This window comes from Shewanella frigidimarina NCIMB 400 (assembly GCF_000014705.1).
Classification (GTDB): Bacteria; Pseudomonadota; Gammaproteobacteria; order Enterobacterales; family Shewanellaceae; genus Shewanella; species Shewanella frigidimarina.
On the sequence record NC_008345.1, the window covers coordinates 3318509 to 3338612 of the forward strand.

Genomic DNA, 20104 nt, shown 5'->3' on the forward strand with positions numbered 1-20104 from the left:
TAACTTTAGGTAAAAAGAGGCTGTACCAACAGAGGTACAGTTATCTGGAATGTTGAAAATGTCACACTCATTTGAATTTGATGAAGATGATGCGCCATGGGGCGATAACATCAAGGGAAAACCAAAATCGAAAAAAGTTAAGCAACGCCGCCGTGATACTAAGCGCCGTTACTTTGACGATAATGCAGAAATGGAGTTCGCGCCTGCTAAGTGGAAATAATTTAACAGGATTTTCTCATCAAGTTTAAAAAGCAAGTTGTCTGCAACTTGCTTTTTTGTTGAAATAAAAATGGCCTTGACGAATTCAAGACCATTTAAATAAAACTTTGGACGATGCTAAATCAGTCGTTTACGATGTAACAAGTATTGCCACTTTACAGATAAAATATGGTGGCTAATCCCAAGAAAGTAAAAAAGCCTACAACGTCGGTTACGGTGGTCAAAATAACCGAACCAGATAACGCCGCATCTTGATTAAAGCGCTGTAAGATCATCGGCACCATCACACCAGCAATAGCAGCAACAGCCATATTAACTAAAATAGCACAGGCAATAACTACGCCCATTATCGTATCGTTAAACCACCATCCGGCAATAATACCGATGACAATTGACCACAACATACCATTTAGCGCACCGATACCGAGTTCGTTTTTCATCAACGACATCACGTTACCAGCAGAAATCTGACCCATTGCCATACCGCGGATCATTAACGTTAACGACTGGCTACCTGCAATGCCCCCCATTGAAGCCACAATTGGCATCAATACCGCTAACGCGACGACTTGCGACAATACATTTTCGAATAATCCGATGGTAGCAGATGCTAAAAATGCTGTGAGTAAGTTAATCCCTAGCCACACGGCACGACGCTTTGCTCCCACCACAATTGGGGCGAATAAATCGTCGTGTTCATCCATACCAGCAGTTGCCATTAATTGTGCTTCGTAATGTTCACGCACCAATGCTGTAGCTGTTCGCAGTGTCATTCGGCCAATTAATATACCGTCTTCATCGACTACCGGTAATTCAAGTTCGCGGCTATGTTCAATGGCTTCGGCAGCTTCGATCAAAGATGAATCAGCAGATATTACTCGGCTGTCATCCCATTTTAACACCTGCAATTGAGTATCAAGATCCGCAGTTCTGAAAACGTCATAACGACGCACTGTACCTAAATATTTATCGTTTTGATCGACTAAAAAAAGATGGTCATTACAATCTAAGTCAATACGACGAAAAAAGCGTTGTCCTTGTGCTACGGTAGATGTAAGACTTAATGCCAACATCTGGTGATCAGCATAACGACCGATTTCATTTTCAGAATATTGGTCATATAGTTCGAAATGCTTACGCTGACGTTCACCCATCTGTGCTAATGCACGATCGGTAATGTTGTCAGGTAATGAATCACTCCATTCAATAAGGTCTTCAGGACTTAATTGAGAAAAGAGTAAGTCTAATTCCTCATCAGGCATTTTCTTAACAATGCCTAAACGAGGATCGGCGCGCATTAAGTTTAGAACGTCTACACGCTCTTCAACATCGACTTGCTGCCAACGTTCATAACGTTCATCAAGCGGTAACGATTCTAATAATAAAGCAATTGTGCCTGGTTCTGCTTCAGTCAAGATTTCACTGAACACTTCGGCCTGTTCATCACCTTCGGCTTCAGTTAACAAATGTACCACGTGACTGACATCAGCCTGTGGTTGTGAACTGGTGTCGATTTCATCTTCAGAACTAAGTTCGTTCTTTAATTCACTCATCAGCCCGCCCTTAATTCTTGATAGTAAAATATGCGCAACTATATTGAAATTGGTATTGATAAGCAAACAGATAAATTAGGTTGCTAACAACTTAATTGCCAGCTAAGCACTTTCCCATTATAGTTTACCTTTCATATAAAGGAGCATCACATGACCGCAGCAATTTACCCTATTTCCGTAAAAGACATTCAAGGCAATGATGTTGTTATGGAGAGTTTTAAAGATAACGTTTTGCTTATTGTTAATACTGCAAGTAAATGTGGCTTCACTCCACAATACAAAGCACTTGAAACACTATATCAACAGTATAAAGATCGCGGTTTAGTTATTTTAGGTTTTCCTTGTAATCAATTCGGCAAACAAGAACAAGGTAATGAAGATGAGATCAGTCAATTTTGCGAACTAAACTTTGGCGTGACATTCCCATTATTTAGTAAAATTGAAGTCAATGGCAGTAACAGCCATCCGTTATATCAACATCTTAAAAAGTCTGCCAAAGGCCTTTTAGGTAGTGAGTCGATAAAATGGAACTTCACTAAGTTTTTAGTCGATAAACAAGGAAACGTGATTGAACGATATGCACCAACCACAAAACCAGAAGATCTCAACGCTGTCATTGAAAAACTGCTTGGATAACCATAACGTCTATAGCGTAATTGAGTACCGAGAATCAATGAAAGTGGGTTTGGGTAATTGATGTCATGTTAATCACCCAGTTTTTTACCCACAGCTTAGTACGAGACGATATTCATCAATAGCAGTACGTAAACGACATAAATTCATTACAAAAGTGCAAGTTTTAAGTCACTGATAAATAATCAGTATAAAATTAATATCCATATTTTGATAAAAATATACATTTATATTGAACTTTTAAACCATTAGGTACTCAAACTTAATAACAGTGATATTCACTTTTGTTCATCATCTCCCTGGGACTTCTAGCGCGGTCCCCTTGATCGCTAAGTCGATCGATAGGCAATCATTTGATTGCCTTTTTTTATGTCTGTTGATTGCACAACTCAACTAAAATGAGTTGCATGATCTAACTGAGGTCTAGCCTAGTGATGTGTTTTCTATGTAGAGAACTCAACATGGGATAATTACCGACTATCACACAGAGCTTTGCCTCCTAACTTGAGTGTATTGGCTTGCACTCAACACGTTAGTAATGTGTTAATGCGCCCTACTAGCGTAAATTGATAAGTAGCATAAATAGATAAGTAGCAAAAATAGGCAAGTTTGATATTACCAACATGAAATAAAACCATTCTCATCAATTTACCTCAGCTGTTATCAAGAGTTGGAGCTGACTAGCACTGCGCATATTTATCACCTCACCTAAACAAGTGATACCGTTTAACTGACAGTAAGTAAGCTAATGAGTTTCGCTAAGTCGATTTCGATATTGAGAGCCCGAAATTTTTCTGTAAAACCAGTACTTAGGATCTCGAAACAACAGATGTGATGTCATGATTAACATCGTTCACATAGCACAATATTCGGTCACCAAAGAAGAATTAAACCCACCGATTATTTATTTTTAAATTTATTGCATTATTTAATGAACTTTTCTAATTAGCGTTAGTCAGAATATAGGTAACAAGTAAGAACATTTACTCGCTAGGCGTCTTCCTCCAACGTTTTAGTGTGTATCCAAAGGTTTGATTACTGACTTTTGTATTTACTTGTCGCGACAGTTTTATGTTCATCATCATCCCTATTTGGGGAGTATTAACACGCTAGCGCACTGTTAATCACAACCCACAAAGAACGACTTAGGCAACCAAATTGGTTGCCCTTTTTTTATGTTCATTTTGTGTTTTACACAAATAAAACCAAAATCATTATCATCAATATTTACCGCGACCATATGCATAACTAATAACTTACTTGAGCTCCCCTCAGAACTAAACTAACAGTAAACAACTAATTTAAATAATTAATCCCAAAAAATTAAAAAATTTACAGTATCTATTTCCAGTTCACTTCAATGCTATTTTAGCTTTCAAAAACCTCGCTAGCCCTTCGAAAACATCAGCAAATAAATCAAAAAATCTACTCTGACAAAATAAATGAAAAAAAATTATTTTATTTGTGAACTTTCCTGATTACGCTCGGTCTTATTTATTGTACGAAAAAGATGTAGCTTGAAGTAAGTGCAGCATAATGAGTTAATCTCCTCTCCCGGAGATAAATGATTACACTGCTTAGTGATTTATCCTACTTACCTCAAACTTCAGTTAGGATTGATTTACTGCTATACCGTTTTAATGTTCATTGTTCATCATCATCCCTATTTGGGAAGTATTAACACGCTAGCGCACCGTTAATCGCTCCCCACAAAGAACGACTTAGGCAACCAAATTGGTTGCCCTTTTTTTTGGATTAATTTTGTACTTTTACATTGATAAAACCAAAAAGCCTCATCAGCGACATTTACCACGGCCATATGCATAACCAATAACTTACTTGAGTTCACCTCTGAACTTAAATCAACATAAGCACCTAATTACAAACGTTTTAATAATCGATATTATCGAATCCAGGTTAACTCTAACGTTATTTCTAATTTAAAAAATGCATCCTTCCTCCAAAAATATCGACCGGATAGCTAAAAAAAGTGACTATCACAAAAATAAATTAAAAAAAGTCATTTTCTTTGTGAACTTTCCTGATATCACCCGGTCTTATTTATTGTAAGAACAAGTATGTAATGATTAAAATGTAGTTTGAAGTAAGTGCAGTATGATGAGTTAGCCTTCTCCCCCGGAGTTAATTGATTACACTGCTTAGTGATTTATCCTTCTTACCTCAAACTTCAGTTAGGATTGAGTTACTGCTACACCGTTTTAATGTTCATCATCATCCCCATTGGGAAGTGTTAACACGCTAGCGCACTGTTAATGACAACCCGTAAAGAGTTATTTTGGCAGCCAATATGGCTGCCATTTTTTTTGTCTTTTTTGATGTAAAAAGGTCATAACATTTTCTTGTTAAAAATTGAGTAAATTATCTAACTGAATTTGCAATGAAGGATGATAACCAGCACGGGCTTTTGTATAGATTTCAGCCAACTCTTGTTGATAACCAGCAATTTGTAATTCAACAAACAAAGGTCTTACAAATTTACCTCTGCCAATGCGGCATAAATAATCACTTAATGCAGGTAAGACAGGATCATAATGATTACGGATGGCGACGCGATACCAATCACACGCTATTTCTGCATTAGGACTGTTTGTTAATGTAAAAGTCTCATCTAAATCTAATAACGTAACTTGGCTTACCATTAGCGGTAATTGAGTCAGAAAATATTGCCAGTGATGAACTAGCCAATCGCTCACCAACAACTCACTTGCCAAAGCGCCTTTGACGATAGCTTCCACAGCCAAATCAACTTTATCCAAGCTGCTTGATGTAGGGCCTTTAAACCATAGTGGTAATCCTTGCCCGTACACCCACTCATTGAGTTCTGAGAGGGTTAATTTATCGTGATGCTCCACCAGCAATGTCTGTGTTGCATAATCAATGAACGTTTCGGTGGTAATCGCGCGAAACGAAAAATGCTCAACATAACCAAATAGAAAGCGATCAAATGCAGGCCGCCCTAATCGGCTTTCCAGTTCATGAACAAACATCGATGCTTTATCGTAAGTAAACCGATTAAATGCCAGATTAGGATCTTGACCTTGCACATTGGCTGGTAGAGTTTGGTTTGCTAAGGGAGTAGATTCGATTTCTTCTTGCAAACGTCCATACTCGATAACCCATTCAAGTTCTGCCTGCTCTCTGCCATAAATAGCTTCAACAATACGATTGGTAAAATAAGTGGTAAATCCTTCATTAAGCCATAAGTCTCGCCAAGTCGCATTACTGACTAAATTGCCTGTCCATGAATGGGCTAATTCATGAGCAACCGTTGAAACAAGACTTTTATCCCCAGCAATTAGGGTGGGAGTCATAAATGCCAGCATAGGGTTTTCCATGCCACCAAAAGGAAAACTCGGTGGCAATACAATCATGTCATAACGGCCCCAAGCATAGGGTCCTAGTATGGACTCTGCCATTAAGATCATTGATTCGGTATCTTCAAATTCTTTAGCTGCAGCGGCAAGCATATCGGGTTCAGTATAAATACCACTTCGATGTCCAGTGGCTTGAAAGCTTAACTCTCCAACAGCAATGGCTAATAAGTGTGTTGGGATAGGTTTGTTCATGCAAAACTCAAACACACCATTATCTGGCAGTTCTGGTGTATTTTCAGCACTCATTACCGCGCGTAAACCTTGCGGAGCGGTGACGGTCGCATTAAACGTTATGCGTGCTTTTGGGGTATCTTGTAAGGGTATCCAGCTGCGAGCATTAATGGGTTGCGATTGGCTAAACAGATAAGGTAATTTTTTTCCTAGCGTTTGTTCTGGTGTAAGCCATTGCAGCCCCTGTGCTGTTGGTGAGGTACGATAATGGATGACCACCTCAGTTAAGTGCTCCCCTACATCAATAACCAGCTTTTGACCCAATATGGCATTCACATCAGTCACATAATGCGACAACACATTAGCATCGCTGTCAGTGACATCTTCTATGATCAAGTCTCGGCAATCTAGCACTAATGAAAGTGCAGCCATTTTTCGGGTAAACTGTAACCGGGCAACGCCATTAAGTTGCTGTAAGTCAAAATTAACCACAATATTAAGTTCAAGATGATGCACGCATAAAGCATCAGTATTGGCACTTGAATGGTAATCGTGTTGTACGTCCCATTTTGAAGTCACAAAAAATCCTTACCGAGAGAATAAAACATGAAATTTAGCAAAGATAATAGCATTTGCATCTAAAAATATGCTGTAAAAAGTCGCATTAAAACCTCATCACTCAGAGTTGCCACGCTTATCAATTCAAAGCATATTGATTCATTAAGCAGCAAAGTGGGCTCTGCGCAATGCCAAGCGTCGCTTTATACTGCTTTAAACTTAATGGGTCCTATCGAAAAATAGCTTCACATTTAATTTTTACCAGTGTATTGATATCCGAATTTTCGACTCAAATTTATTTTTAAATAAAAATAAGCACTTTTTTTTACCTCCAAGGGAACTAACTTAAAAATGACTAGTCTGAATATATGAACCGAATTTGCATTACTTTATTTACAGCTAGTAGCGTTTTTTTGTTCATCATCATTCTCCTATTTGATAGTAGTAACAATCTATCGACAGTATTGCCCTTAGCAATAGCAGCAACCTCTTAGTTAGGTTGCTTTTTTTTATCTTTTTTTCAACGCAAGAAAACAAAAAAGGCCTCAAAGAGGCCTTTTTAAGTTTACAGAAAGTTCGCTAATTAAAGCTTGATACCCACTTTCTCTAAATCTTTAGTAATCACAGATGTTGGTAATGGCACGTAACCATCTTTCTCAACAATTTGTTGACCTTGCTTAGACAATACGAAGCGTAAGAATTCACGGTCCATTGGCGATAGGTCTTTGTTAGGGTGCTTGTTTACATAAACATATAAGTAACGAGAAAGCGGGTAAGTACCGTCAGCAGCATTAGCAGCCGTCGCTTCGATAAACTTATCGCCTTTCTTAGAGATAGCGACTGCTTTTACACCAGCAGTTTTGTAACCAATACCTGAATAACCAATGGCATTCAATGACTGTGATACAGACTGAACGACTGAAGCAGAACCAGGTTGCTCATTTACGTTTGGACGGAAATCGCCTTTACATAACGCTTTTTCTTTAAAGTAACCGTATGTACCAGACACTGAGTTACGACCGTAAAGCTGAACGTCTTTTGCAGCCCAGTTACCATCTAAACCGGCATCACCCCAACGGTTGATTTCTTTACCGCCACACTTATGTGTAGAAGAAAAAATCGCATCAATTTGTTCAATGCTTAAGCCTGTTATTGGGTTATCTTTGTGTACGAATACGGCTAGTGCATCAATTGCAACACGTACTGCCGTTGGCTGGTAGCCATAATGTTTTTCAAACGCTTCAACTTCATTAGGCTTCATCTTGCGGCTCATTGGGCCGAACTGAGAAGTTCCTTCAGTTAACGCTGGTGGCGCAGTAGAAGAACCTGCAGCTTGAATTTGGATATTAACGTTAGGGTAAATATGTTTGAACTCTTCAGCCCATAACGTCATCATATTTGCTAATGTGTCAGAACCGACCGAAGACAAGTTACCAGAAACACCGCTGGTTTTTTCATATATTGGTAAAGTAGGATCAATAGCAGCCATAGATGCTGCTGAGAATACGCCAGCGGCTGTAAGAGTAATCGCGCCGACAAGTTTGTTCAGTTTCATTTTAATGCTCCAGAATTAAGCGTACTAAGTTTTTAAAACGTAGTCAGTATCGACCTCATTGATGACAAGTCTATGACATTGACATGACAGTTGTGTGACACCAGCAGTAAAACTGACTTATTTGACAAAACAAATAAAAAGACACTTAACATCAACCACTTACCAAAGATAGATGATAAAAGGTTAATTTATACAATAGATAAATAACCACTAAACACATTATAAACAAGATAATTACTGCTTAAAATTATAGCAATAACGCTATATTATGACATTCATAATAATGGTTGAATTTAAGCAATTTATGCCTTACCAGCGATTGATTCAATCGCTATCCCCCTAAGACTAATTACATTAACATTCCTTAGTTGTTTTGAACTGATTAGGTCATTATTATTAGTTATTTGAATTAAGGTGCAGCAACAAAAAAACAGCACGAATGCTGCTTTTTAAGGATTGCACATCTAGATGCTATCTATTGCCGAACTAACAAGTGCGATGGAATAACAAAACTGAAGATACTGCCTTTGCCATACTCACTCGTCACCTTAAGCTCACTGTGATGATGGTTTAAAGCATGTTTTACTATCGCTAACCCTAAACCACTGCCACCAGTTTTACTTGAACGCGCATTATCTACTCGATAAAAGCGTTCAGTTAAGCGGTTAATATGTTGTGGAGCGATACCCACCCCAGTATCTGCCACCGAAAACAACGCTCCGGTTGCAACACTTTGCCAATTAACCGAAATCGTTCCACCAGGGCTGGTATAACGTATTGCATTTGAAATCAAGTTGGAGCAAGCACTGCGTAATTGCAATTCATTGCCATGGGTATTCAAACCCGGTTCGCAATTAAACACTAATGTATAGTCGGTGCCAGCAAGGGCTTTGGCCTCTTCTTTAAGAATTTCCATCATCAATGACATATTGACCGTTTGCGATAAATCAATATCCACAGCATCTTCAATGCGCGACAGGGCCAACAATTGCTCAACCATCGACTGCATTCGAGTCGTCTGTTGCTGCATCAACGATAGTGGTTTGTGATTAGGAGAGTCTGCGTCTTCCATGGTTTGCATAATTTCTAAATACCCCTGCAATACTGTCAGTGGGGTCTTAAGTTCATGGGAAACGTTAGCCACAAAATCTTTGCGCATACCTTCTAACTGATGAATTCGAGTGACATCTCGAGCAATTAACAACAATTGTCGATCGCCATAGCTCATTACTCGAATTTCAAGTAATCGCTTATCTGACACCGGAGAAGGGATTTCTAATGGTTCTTTGTATTGTGCTTTCTTTATATAAGTCGAAAAATCAGGATGGCGAATAAGGTTATCAATTCTCTGACCATTATCTTGAGGCCAAACAAAGCCTAAGATTAATTGAGCGAGCTTGTTACACCATAAGATATTATGTTCTGCATCAAGTACTACTGCCGCATCTGGTAAGGCCTCAGCGCCTTGACGAAAACGAGCTAATAAAGTCGCTAACTGACCCACTCGACGGCGATTCTTGCCCTGCAGGCGATATATTCCATTGAATACCCCCTCCCAGCTTCCACGCCCTTGAGGAGGCGTAAGCTTTTTATCTTTCCATAACCAGAAGTTTAAACGAGTAAGTTGACGATAATGCCACACAAGTAATGCAATCGAGCCTAATAGCATTACGATAACAACTTGATTGAATAAAGCGCCGATAAGCATAAATAAAACAAGCAATAAAGCTAACCGGAAAAATAAACGATATCCAGAGTACGAGATAAACATAGGCTACCTAAATACGAAAGTAACGCCGCCAACACATTCAGTGCCGTTACTGATTATTAGGGCTAACGAGGAACCACAAGATAGCCTAAATCGACTATTATGGCTAGACAGCGAAAAAAACAGTTTTTAAAAAGCCCTGCTTAATATAGCAGAACTTTTCAAGCAGCCAATACGAATTACATTCTGGTTGAAAATCGATAACCAGCACCACGAACAGTTTGGATCAATTTATCATGTCCACCCTCTTCTACGGCTTTTCGTAAACGTCTGATGTGCACATCGACAGTTCGATCTTCAACATACACATTGGTGCCCCAAACGTTATCGAGTAACTGCTCACGGCTGTAAACTCGCTCAGGATGAGTCATAAAGAAATGCAACAAGCGAAACTCTGTCGGTCCCATATCGAGCACGGCGTCACCAACGGTCACTCTGTGACTCACAGGGTCGAGTTGTAATCCTTGCACATCAATGGTTTCTTCTAATCGCGTAGGTGCGCTTCTGCGTAAAACGGCTTTAATTCGTGCGACGAGTTCTTTAGGTGAAAAAGGTTTAGTTATATAGTCATCAGCGCCCACTTCAAGGCCTTTGACTTTATCTTCCTCCTCCCCACGTGCTGTCAGCATAATAATGGGGATCTGACGAGTAAATTCATCTTGCTTTAAACGTTTAGCTAATTGGATGCCACTACCACCAGGGAACATCCAATCCAATAAAATTAAGTCAGGGTATGGCTCTTTAAGCAACTCAATTGCTGAATCAAAATCTTCAGCTGCAGCTGTCGTAAAACCATGTTGATCCATCACAAATGTCAGCATCTCACGGATTGCTGATTCATCTTCTACTATTAATATCCTAGCTGTCATATTGGGTTTCTACGTTAATTTGCCACGAGACTATTATTGGACACTTTTGTTACAGATTTATGATCTAACAGCTAATACTGGCATTAAATACGCCTTTTTGTCATAAAAAATTCATTGCTGTTAATGTGATGTAACTTCAAAACAAGCAGCAAGCCGTGATTAAATAACCTGCTAACCCGGTAATTTAGCGTATTCCATTGGCCATAGTGCCAATAAAACGGGTAAATAAAGCTTATCATCACAAAAGAATAACGGTGAAATAAAGGCTAAAAGATATTATTTATAGGGCACTTTAATACCACTGTGAGGTTCAGTAATCTCAACTCAAGCTAATAAGTGGATCACTAATTCCCTTTACTCCGCTATCAGCGCAGCACCAGCTTACAACAGGTATTCCATTACACACCAATACGTTTGTGAGCAATACATAGACTTATTTGAGGTTTCAGACACAAAATAACATCGTTACTATCGACTCCTCTGCTATTTTATTCCAGTGGTGAAGATTAAACAAAAAAAAGGGCCTAAGCCCTTTTTTGGTTATAACCTAAATCCACATACTCATTCAGATTAAAATTTGTGCTCTAAACCTACACCGATATAACTATCATCTTGATCATTTGAATCAAATGAGTTGGCAGTGTAGAAAGCAAACAACTTAGTAGGCTTACCTAATTTGTAATCAGCGCCGACAGACCATGAATTACCTTTATTTTCCATGTCTTGGTATTGGGCTTTTAAGGTCACATCATTGATTCCATAAGCCGTGCTTAATACGAAGCCATCATCTTTGATACCACTGTCTAGTTTTTCTTGTTGCTGGTACATACCGCCAATGACTAGACCTGCTATTTTGCCCTGAACCGTGGCGCGAGCAGTGTCGTAACCTTTTACTTTTGAATCATAGGCAATCGCTGCATAGATTGGTGTGCTTTTTAGGCCTGCATCACCGTACATAACAGCCATACTCACACCATCTTCACCAGTAGTGTTGTCACCAACAACTTGGTCTGAATCGCCAGATGCAACATAAGTCACACCTGCTTGGAAATCACCAAACATTGGCGTGTAGTAAGTGGCAGTTTGTGCCATGCGGTTTTCACCTTTAAACATGGTCTTCATATCGCCAGCAAGGTCGTTGAACTGATCGACTTTACCTTGTGAAACTTTTAACATCGTGTCGTTACGACCAACAGATACGGCACCAAAGTTACCTTTTAAACCAACAAACTGGTTACGGGCTTTAAAGTTTTCTTTAGTATCGTCACCGGTATCGACTTCATACTCGATAGTGTAGAAAGCTTCAAGCTTCTGACTTAATTCGAACTCACCAGTCACACCAAAGCGTGATGCATTACTTTGAATAGTCGTTTCAGTTTCATCGTTAACATCATTTGATTGTGCTGTTACATTTAACTTGCCGTAAACTTGAAGAGGATCTGCGGCGTATGCACTTGAAGCTACTGAGACTGCCATTGCAGAGGCTAATAGAGTTTTACAAAAAACGTTCATCATTTCATCCTTTCGACGCTAAATTCGTCATGGTTATTGGTTTGGAACGAGCGGAATTCTGCCTCTAAAATGTTTCAGAAATATTTCACTACTTGATTAATGACTTATATTCGTCGACATTCCAACGCTGAAAATATTCGAAACCTAGCTATAACAGTAGTTTCAGGATGTTAAATTCAATTGTGACAATTTGATGAATTCTGATTTGTACGATTGCAATTAGCCTTGCAGAACACTTTTTTTGGAGGTTTACCGCTTCGCTTCTATCCCGTAAACTTAGCTTATTGTCTTTTTCTTCTTTAATTAATGAGAGCCTTCTATGTGGTTTAAAAATCTCACCTTGTATCGTTTCAACAAACCTTTCACAACCGACACTGAAACATTAGAAAATGCCTTAGCAGATTTCACCTTCTCCCCTTGTTCAAGCCAAGATATCAGTAAATTTGGTTTCTCAAATGCCCTAGGTAAAAAAGGCCAGGCATTAGTACACAGCGCTGAAAACCGTCACTTACTCTGTGTCACGAAAGAAGAAAAAATTCTTCCAGGTCAAGTGATCAAAGAAGCGCTAGATGAAAAAGTGGCAGAGATTGAAGAGTTAGAAAATCGTAAAGTCACTAAAAAAGAAAAAGACACCATTAAAGACGAAATCACCACAACATTATTACCTCGTGCATTTTCTCGTCGTAGCCAAACTCATGCTCTTATCATGCCTGAGCTAGAGATGATTTTAGTCGATAGTTCTAGTGCAACTAAAGCAGAAGAACTATTAGCGTTATTGCGCAAAGCCTTAGGCAGCTTACCGGTTATCCCGCTAAGTTATGCCACACCAATCGAGTCAACGCTAACGCAATGGTTACAAGCAGGTGAAGCGCCTGCACCTTTTGAAATGCAGGATGAAGCTGAACTTAAATCAGACTCTGATGAAGGCGGTATTGTTCGCTTCAAACAACAAGTGCTGCAAGAAGATGAAGTACTTGCCCATATTGCAACGGGTAAGCAAGTGCACAAATTGGCATTACATTTTGGCCAGTCAATTGCCTTTTTGATGCAGTCTGATGCCAGTATTAAACGACTTAAGTTTTCTGAAGAGTTTAGAGCAGGTAATGATGAAGTTGGTACTGAAGATCCATTAGCACGTTTAGACGCTGATTTTGCCTTAATGGGCAGTGAGTTAGTGGCTTTCGTCAATGCGGTAAATCAAGCATTTGGTCCTTTAGAGCAGAGCGTCTAATACCATAAGGGTAACCCATGAAACTTTACGGTAGCTTTACGTCTCCTTTTGTTCGGCATTGCCGAATAGCCTTATTGGAATCAACATTAGATTATCAATTTATTGAAACAGATCAGGCTAGCAGCGCAAAGCTATCCCCAACTAAACGTGTACCTTTTTTACACGATGGTGAGCTATCGTTAACGGATTCAAGCGCTATCTTGCGCTACATCCGTCACAAGTCATCAAAAACGTACCTTGATACCGTGGTAGAACTAGATCAGTTTTGCATGATCAATACTGCGCTAGACAGTTCAATTAACTTGTTTTTCTTATCTCGTGATGGCGTTGATATTGAGCGTTTTGATTACACAATCAGACAAGCCCAACGCATTAACGCAACACTAGCTGAATTTGAAAAATTCGAACTACCGCTATACGGACCGTTTAATGATGTGCAATTGCGCTTAGGTTGTTATTTAAGTTGGGCGGTTTTCCGCCAACGGATTGATATCGAAGATTATCCAAAACTGAAAATATTTTTAGCCACAATAGAAAAAGAGCCATTTTTTATCGAAACGGCTCCACCGGTGTAATCCTTGGCATAAAAATGCCCTGTTATCAGGGCATTTTATTTTCTTCAATGCTGGTATCTCAGTGCTCAGAGCACTGTGACCCTAGTTGATTTAGTCAGTAGTGTTAATCCACTCACCCTCGTCATTAAACGGCCATTCAACCCCCAACCACGCTTTATAAAACGCTTTGTGCGCATCAGTCACCTTATCCACAGGCGCAATTGATAAGTCACCTTTGGGTTGTTCCGTTAGGAGTAAACTCACTTCTTTTAAACGCTCATCCCTGAATATGCTTAGTTTAATCGTATCACCAACATTAAAATCATTAAGACGTTTAGTTAAACCATCCGCGGTAACCTTTAAACCATTAACCGCAACAATTTCATCTCCGGCAGCAACACCCGCATTCCAAGCTGGGCCATTTTTTAGCACACTTGCAATGATTAAATCGTTATATAAGCCAGACAACATCATTCCGGCATCTACTTCTGTTTTAGGAGATTGACCATAAGTCGTGATCAAACCAGCATGTGCCAACAAGTCATCAAAAGGTAAACTAAATGGTTGGTTTACATATTCAGTCCACCACGACTGGTAATCTTTACCAGAAAGGTTTTTTAAAATAGATTGCACGTCCGCGACGTTATAACTTAATGGAATTTTGTATTGTTGATAAAGCGCTTTATGGACATCTCTATATGAATGAGCAAGTTGCGTATCGCTTAGCAAACTAAAATCAAGTGCCATTGAAGCCAAGTAACCTTCAGAGTAAATATTCACACTGTGATTAACCGCATAATCGCCCCAAGTGCTACTCCACTGGCCTAAACTGGCTTCTGCTACAGATTGGACTTCACGACCTGGGTTATGTTGATTAAGCACAATTCGTTGGCTTAAATCGTCAAAAAACTCTTTGGCTGTTATCACTCCAGCGCGTAACAACAACTGATTTTGGAAATAACTGGTGGAGCCTTCAGCCATCCACAGTAAATCGGTCATATTTTCCGACTGATAATCATACGGAACCAGCCCTTGAGGTCTGTAAGCTTTAACATTCCAGGTATGAATAAACTCGTGCGAAGCGGTACTAATAAAACGCAAATAATCTTCGCGTTCACGGAAATTAAATCGTGGTAGTTGGATAATGGTAGAGTTGAGATGTTCTGTTGCGCCACGAGCACCACTGGTTGCATGCACCATGTAAACATATCGCTTAAACGGGTAATCAGGCCAAATAGCCGATGCCTGGCCACTGATTTTAGTGAGATCTGCGACAATTTTTTGAGTATCGTAATTGCCTTCGCCCCAAAAAACCACGTCGTAATCACGACCATCAGCCTCAAAGCTGACATGCTGGTTTATGCCGGTTTCTATCGGCGAATCAACTAACACATCATAATTGGCCGCTTTAAATGAATGTGATGTGTTGCCCTTATCCATGCCAGAATAGCTTTTCCAACCTTCTGGTACTTCCATGTTGACAGTAACAGGTTGTTGACGAAATTCAGGGCTATACATAAAGACACCACTGGCATCTAAAAAAGCATGACTACTATCAATGTGACGTAAACGCTCACCAAGCTCATTGGCATGCAATTGATATGTCACCTTCACCGATGTAGGTTTAGTTAAGGCGATTTGCCATTCACCGCTGGCGGTACGCTTCCAAGGTAATGACTTCCCTTTGCTGTCGGTCGCATGAAACAATCTTACTCCATCTGCAACCGGTAATACTTGATAACGACCCGTTCGCCATACCGGTAAATTAACCGTTAATACGTCCGAATCCGATTGAGGAAATGAAACACTCACTTGAGCTAAATGGTGTGTAGGTTGATTAATATCGATATGGTAATCGACATCTGCAAGTGCTGGCATTGCCCAACTCATCGAAAAAATGACACTGCTGGTTAAAATTGCAAGAGAAGTAGGTTTCACTCTAGGTTCCTTCTGGTATGATTCTATTGTTTTTATTTTAAATTCCGAACAATTATAACGATCTAGACTCATTAACACAGTGGCAATTTGCAACTTAGTGAAAAACACTCTCTACGAACATCAGATCAACGTACGTTTATTTATTCATATCACGTGAAATGAAGCCCACGTTAACTAACACTATAAAAGGTATTTCTGACTATGCTGCGTTGCTTTTCTTTGGTCATATTATGTTCGATACTATTAAGTTCAATGGTTTCGGCAAGGGATATTGAGCAGCAAGAAATATTGTTCAAAGAAAATCCACAAAAGCTTTATACAAAGCTAATGAGGGCCACCGAGTTCCCGTTACAATTTTCAAATAATGTGGAGTTTGAGCAAGCCGCTAATGAATTAAGTTACCCTCCAAATGAACTCCATCGTGATTTAGAGCTATTAGCTAGGCTCAATTTAGAAGCAAAACTGACATCGCCAACTAAATATCAAGATGCCGAATTGCTCATAACACAATTAGACGCGATAGCATCAACAACACTTGAACAAGCTGTCGTCATTATGCTTAAAGCGCGGATTAAAGGGCGTCAAAACCAAGAATATAATCAGGTAATAGTTGAATATAATGATGCGCTGAATATGGTAAACACAGATGTCAGTCTAGAAAGCACGCTGTTTAAATCAACGCTTCATGAACAACTCAGCATGTTACATTCACTGCTCCTTCAACCTACTCCAGCATTTTCTCACTTAAATCGTTACCGCGATATTGCTTACCAATTACACAATAATTATTTTATCTCCGATGCCGAAACCCAGTTAGGTCGTTATTACAATCTTAATGGCGATCAAGCCAAGTCACTACAGCATTATAGTGAAGCATTTCGTTTAGCTAATAGCCTAGACTACCCAGGAATTAAAGCACATACACAACTTAATCTTGCGCGTACATACCGAGATTTAGAACAATGGGATGATGCACTAAAATATGCTCATAATGCGGCCGAAATACTTCAAGCGATAGGCCAAGATGTCTACTTAGCCGAGACCTTAACGGTTATCGCAATGATTTACGCAGGCCAAGATCAATGGAATAAAAGCATTGACTATTATTTAAATGTCCAGCAAGTCAATGAGCGTATGGGAAATGAAATAGCCATAGGACTCACCTACAACAACTTAGGCGAAGCTTACTTCAAATTAAATAATATCCAAGCAGCATTGAACGTAATGCAACGTGCAAATGATATATTTAGGGCTCGAAAAGTAGAACATTACTTAGTACACAACGAACTACTATTTGCCCAAATAAATACTAGTGAAGGCATGTGGAATGAGGCGATTGATCATGCGAGTAAGGCTATTGAACTGGCTAAAAAGAAACATTTAAATGATGTGCAAACAGAAGCATTAGGCTATTTATCTACCGCATATCGAAAAACTAACAATCCCAACGCAGCACTTGCAACAGTCGATGCCATTGTTGAACTGATCAATACATCGCAAGAAAAATCCGAACAAACAAATGATTTCTCTGAACTCACTGAACAAAAACTAAAATTCGAGCTGGGTTTATTGCAAAATAAACTACAACAACAAACTGCGAAAAATAAATACAATCAATTTATCATTTTAGTATTAATTCTCGGTTTTAGTATTGCGATTATCGTGTTGATATTTATCTACAGAAAATTTCAGCAACGAAATACTTTATACCTTAACGCCCAACGTTTAAATACCATAGACCCAATAACACAAGCACAAGGTTACAGGGCGTTTATTCAACGGATAAGCACACTAAAACACACAGAATCTAAAACGCTTGCGTTAGTGAATATTAATAAATTAAACAATATTGATATTCAGCTTGGCCTCACTGAGTCTGTAGCATTAATGCAACATTTTAATAGCCAGTTCTGTAAACATTTAGATACTGAAGTGTTTATCATTCGTTCAGGATTAATTGCATGTTATTTCGATAAGCAATATGACGCCGAAAATATCTTACATGCTGTCATTGAGTGTCTTAAACAATTACAAGAGACCCAATTTACCATTCCTAACTTTGCTAGCCTATCCGCGGTTCAACATGCCAGTATTGGCCACATTAATTTACCATTACTGGGCAACCCAGATGCCAGCATCAGTGCAGAATTACAATTTGAAACATTGCAATTCGCACTAGCTGCAGCAATGGAGATAACAGAGCAACCCGCTTATGTTTCATTGCGACCACTTAATTTTGCACCAGCGGCTGTTTTTATGCGCCCACTATATTTAAATCTGACTCAAGCACTTAATCGCGGCATCATTCGTGCGGAAAGTAATCGTAACACCCAAGATATCAACTGGCCGAAAAACTAATCGTTTAATAAATATGCAATTGTAGCCAGTTATGAGATTTTGTATGGTAATTGGATTTGCTGCACAACATTATTGAGATAACATTACTATAATGTTAATCGATGATAGGTTAGTTACTATAAATTCCATTTGCTGTCTAAATTAATATCCCAATCACGGCAATAGATGCCTTTAGTTGAAAATGAGAGCAGGCACTGCAAAATGAAAGAGTCAAATACAGCGATAACTCAAATTTCGTTGATGAAGCAAAAGCTCCATGCAGCTAAACTTGCTCTGGAAGAGATTAATACCGATCGCAATGATAAATTGAAAACATTAATTCAATTTATCACTCATCTGAGTCTTGCTTGTAAAGGGCAAAATTTAGAACTCGATAATAAACTGGCTAAATTGCGCCATCATATGCACGATTTTGAGCAAATTGACGAAGCACTACCAGAACTCGTCGATATCGAAAGATTATTAAAATCTCAATATAACCATACAATGACTCGTTTAGAAGACAGTCGTAATGGGCTCAATCGAGTGATCCGTCAGATCCAACGAATTAACTCTGCTCCAGATAAATTAAAAAAAGAAATCACCTACTTTAAGCAAGAATTAGGCAAACCATTCCATACAGTATGGGAATATATCCCTAAAGTAGAAAAACTGATTTTTTTCTACGAAGAAATTTTAAAACATGAATTTGCAGATGCCGACAATTACGAGATCTTGCCTCACCATGTTCAGCTAGCTAAAGAGCTTGCAGCTAAAATTGCTGAAATTGAATTTAGAAAAGATCAACGCGACCAAATTCTAGTTATAAAAGAAGTGTTACTTGGTGATATCAGCTTAAATAACTTACTGGAATCTTACCAATCGATATTGAGCCTGCTGTTAGAGAATATTGCTCGCGAAAAAACCGCATCACAAGACTTTTTATTTGCCCTCAATGATGCTCTGACTATCGTTCGCGATGTGGTCAATAACACCCATAACAATAACCAACGTTGTGAGCAACTTAAAGGCCAATTAAATAAAGAAATAAATTTACGCGTCAATAACGCCGACGAGTTAGTGGTAGATGCCTATGATCTTAGCCAATTAAAGATTCAACTGACAGTGCAGTTATCTTCGCTTCGCGATTCACTGTCTCGTAAAGAGGCATTAGAACAACGTGAGCAAACCATCTTACGTAAATCTATAGAGTCAATGCGTAAAGAGCTCAATTCAATGAGCCAGGAAGCGAATAGTTACAAAGAAAAGCTATTTGAACATCAAAAGCTCAACCTTCTCGATCCGCTTACCCAATTGGCAAACCGTACGGCATTAGAAGATCGCATGGAGCAAGAATATCGCAACCATGTCCGCTTTAAAACGCCATTGTGGATAGCCATTACAGACATAGACCACTTTAAAAATATTAACGATAACTTTGGCCACAGTACCGGTGATAAAACCCTGCAAGTCATCGCTATGGCATTAAAAAATTCATTACGTGATAGTGAGTTTGTCGCTCGTTATGGCGGTGAGGAATTTGTATTACTATTACCTGATGTTACTGATGAGCATATCTCTCAATTATTGAATCGCGTAAGAGAGAAAATCAAAAATATTCCGTTTAAGTTTAAAAATCAGAGAATTACAGTTACATTATCTATAGGTGCTGCACAAGTCATGGAAAACGAAACGCTTGAAGAAGCTTTCGAAAGAGCCGATGCTGCATTATACCAAGCAAAAAACAACGGCAGAGACCGAGTCGTAATTGATATCTAGCCCATCCCAAGACGATTTTCTTTGGACTCGGC

General features: G+C 39.0%; 13 protein-coding genes. 6 read left to right on the forward strand and 7 right to left on the reverse strand.

The window, feature by feature from the left end:
* Window positions 1-58: 58 nt before the first annotated feature.
* On the forward strand, window positions 59-220 hold the full coding sequence (locus tag SFRI_RS14295) for a hypothetical protein (protein WP_041413129.1): 162 nt from the start codon (window positions 59-61) through the stop codon (window positions 218-220).
* Window positions 221-374: 154 nt separating this feature from the next.
* Here SFRI_RS14295 and SFRI_RS14300 read toward each other — a convergent pair whose 3' ends face one another.
* Window positions 375-1772, reverse strand: a complete 1398-nt coding sequence (locus tag SFRI_RS14300; protein WP_011638212.1) for a magnesium transporter — start codon at window positions 1770-1772, stop codon at window positions 375-377.
* Between the two features lie 150 nt (window positions 1773-1922).
* Between SFRI_RS14300 and SFRI_RS14305 the strand changes: the two genes are divergently transcribed.
* Window positions 1923-2408 (forward strand): glutathione peroxidase, encoded by a 486-nt coding sequence (locus SFRI_RS14305; RefSeq protein ID WP_011638213.1) that lies wholly within the window; start codon window positions 1923-1925, stop codon window positions 2406-2408.
* Window positions 2409-4768: 2360 nt separating this feature from the next.
* On the opposite strand, the gene SFRI_RS14310 is transcribed toward SFRI_RS14305, so the two are convergent.
* The 5 genes from SFRI_RS14310 to SFRI_RS14330 all read right to left on the reverse strand — a co-directional run bounded on the left by SFRI_RS14310 (window position 4769) and on the right by SFRI_RS14330 (window position 12236).
* Window positions 4769-6550, reverse strand: a complete 1782-nt coding sequence (locus tag SFRI_RS14310) for a M1 family metallopeptidase (protein WP_011638214.1) — start codon at window positions 6548-6550, stop codon at window positions 4769-4771.
* A 562-nt stretch (window positions 6551-7112) separates the two neighbouring features.
* On the reverse strand, window positions 7113-8084 hold the full coding sequence (locus tag SFRI_RS14315; protein ID WP_011638215.1) for a PstS family phosphate ABC transporter substrate-binding protein: 972 nt from the start codon (window positions 8082-8084) through the stop codon (window positions 7113-7115).
* A gap of 475 nt (window positions 8085-8559) precedes the next feature.
* Window positions 8560-9855 carry a phosphate regulon sensor histidine kinase PhoR gene (gene phoR, locus SFRI_RS14320; protein ID WP_011638216.1) on the reverse strand — a complete coding sequence of 432 codons (1296 nt, stop codon included), beginning with the start codon at window positions 9853-9855 and terminating at the stop codon, window positions 8560-8562.
* Between the two features lie 176 nt (window positions 9856-10031).
* Window positions 10032-10721, reverse strand: coding sequence for a phosphate regulon transcriptional regulator PhoB (phoB, locus tag SFRI_RS14325; RefSeq protein ID WP_011638217.1), 690 nt, complete (start codon window positions 10719-10721; stop codon window positions 10032-10034).
* A 570-nt stretch (window positions 10722-11291) separates the two neighbouring features.
* The gene (locus SFRI_RS14330; protein WP_011638218.1) at window positions 11292-12236 is read right to left on the reverse strand and encodes a porin; all 945 of its coding nucleotides are present in this window, start codon (window positions 12234-12236) and stop codon (window positions 11292-11294) included.
* A gap of 316 nt (window positions 12237-12552) precedes the next feature.
* Here SFRI_RS14330 and rdgC point away from each other — a divergent pair, with 316 nt between their 5' ends.
* Together rdgC and SFRI_RS14340 are read left to right on the forward strand one after the other, a co-directional pair.
* On the forward strand, window positions 12553-13464 hold the full coding sequence (gene rdgC, locus SFRI_RS14335; protein ID WP_011638219.1) for a recombination-associated protein RdgC: 912 nt from the start codon (window positions 12553-12555) through the stop codon (window positions 13462-13464).
* 17 nt (window positions 13465-13481) lie between these two features.
* Window positions 13482-14039 (forward strand): glutathione S-transferase family protein, encoded by a 558-nt coding sequence (locus SFRI_RS14340; RefSeq protein ID WP_011638220.1) that lies wholly within the window; start codon window positions 13482-13484, stop codon window positions 14037-14039.
* Between the two features lie 90 nt (window positions 14040-14129).
* On the opposite strand, the gene SFRI_RS14345 is transcribed toward SFRI_RS14340, so the two are convergent.
* Entirely contained in the window at window positions 14130-15956 is a 1827-nt protein-coding gene (locus tag SFRI_RS14345) for a M61 family metallopeptidase (RefSeq protein WP_011638221.1), read from the reverse strand.
* Window positions 15957-16157: 201 nt separating this feature from the next.
* On the opposite strand from SFRI_RS14345, the gene SFRI_RS14350 reads away from it, so the two are divergent.
* The gene (locus SFRI_RS14350; protein WP_011638222.1) at window positions 16158-18314 is read left to right on the forward strand and encodes a tetratricopeptide repeat protein; all 2157 of its coding nucleotides are present in this window, start codon (window positions 16158-16160) and stop codon (window positions 18312-18314) included.
* A 201-nt stretch (window positions 18315-18515) separates the two neighbouring features.
* Window positions 18516-20072 carry a sensor domain-containing diguanylate cyclase gene (locus tag SFRI_RS14355; protein ID WP_041413131.1) on the forward strand — a complete coding sequence of 519 codons (1557 nt, stop codon included), beginning with the start codon at window positions 18516-18518 and terminating at the stop codon, window positions 20070-20072.
* Window positions 20073-20104: the final 32 nt, after the last annotated feature.

Coding starts and splice junctions, on each gene's coding strand:
- SFRI_RS14340 (WP_011638220.1), top strand. CDS start 13,482: ATGAAACTTTACGGTAGCTTTACGTCTCCTTTTGTTCGGCATTGCCGA.
- SFRI_RS14305 (WP_011638213.1), top strand. CDS start 1,923: ATGACCGCAGCAATTTACCCTATTTCCGTAAAAGACATTCAAGGCAAT.
- SFRI_RS14315 (WP_011638215.1), bottom strand. CDS start 8,084: ATGAAACTGAACAAACTTGTCGGCGCGATTACTCTTACAGCCGCTGGC.
- SFRI_RS14330 (WP_011638218.1), bottom strand. CDS start 12,236: ATGATGAACGTTTTTTGTAAAACTCTATTAGCCTCTGCAATGGCAGTC.
- phoB (WP_011638217.1), bottom strand. CDS start 10,721: ATGACAGCTAGGATATTAATAGTAGAAGATGAATCAGCAATCCGTGAG.
- rdgC (WP_011638219.1), top strand. CDS start 12,553: ATGTGGTTTAAAAATCTCACCTTGTATCGTTTCAACAAACCTTTCACA.
- SFRI_RS14295 (WP_041413129.1), top strand. CDS start 59: ATGTCACACTCATTTGAATTTGATGAAGATGATGCGCCATGGGGCGAT.
- SFRI_RS14300 (WP_011638212.1), bottom strand. CDS start 1,772: ATGAGTGAATTAAAGAACGAACTTAGTTCTGAAGATGAAATCGACACC.
- SFRI_RS14350 (WP_011638222.1), top strand. CDS start 16,158: ATGCTGCGTTGCTTTTCTTTGGTCATATTATGTTCGATACTATTAAGT.
- phoR (WP_011638216.1), bottom strand. CDS start 9,855: ATGTTTATCTCGTACTCTGGATATCGTTTATTTTTCCGGTTAGCTTTA.
- SFRI_RS14355 (WP_041413131.1), top strand. CDS start 18,516: ATGAAAGAGTCAAATACAGCGATAACTCAAATTTCGTTGATGAAGCAA.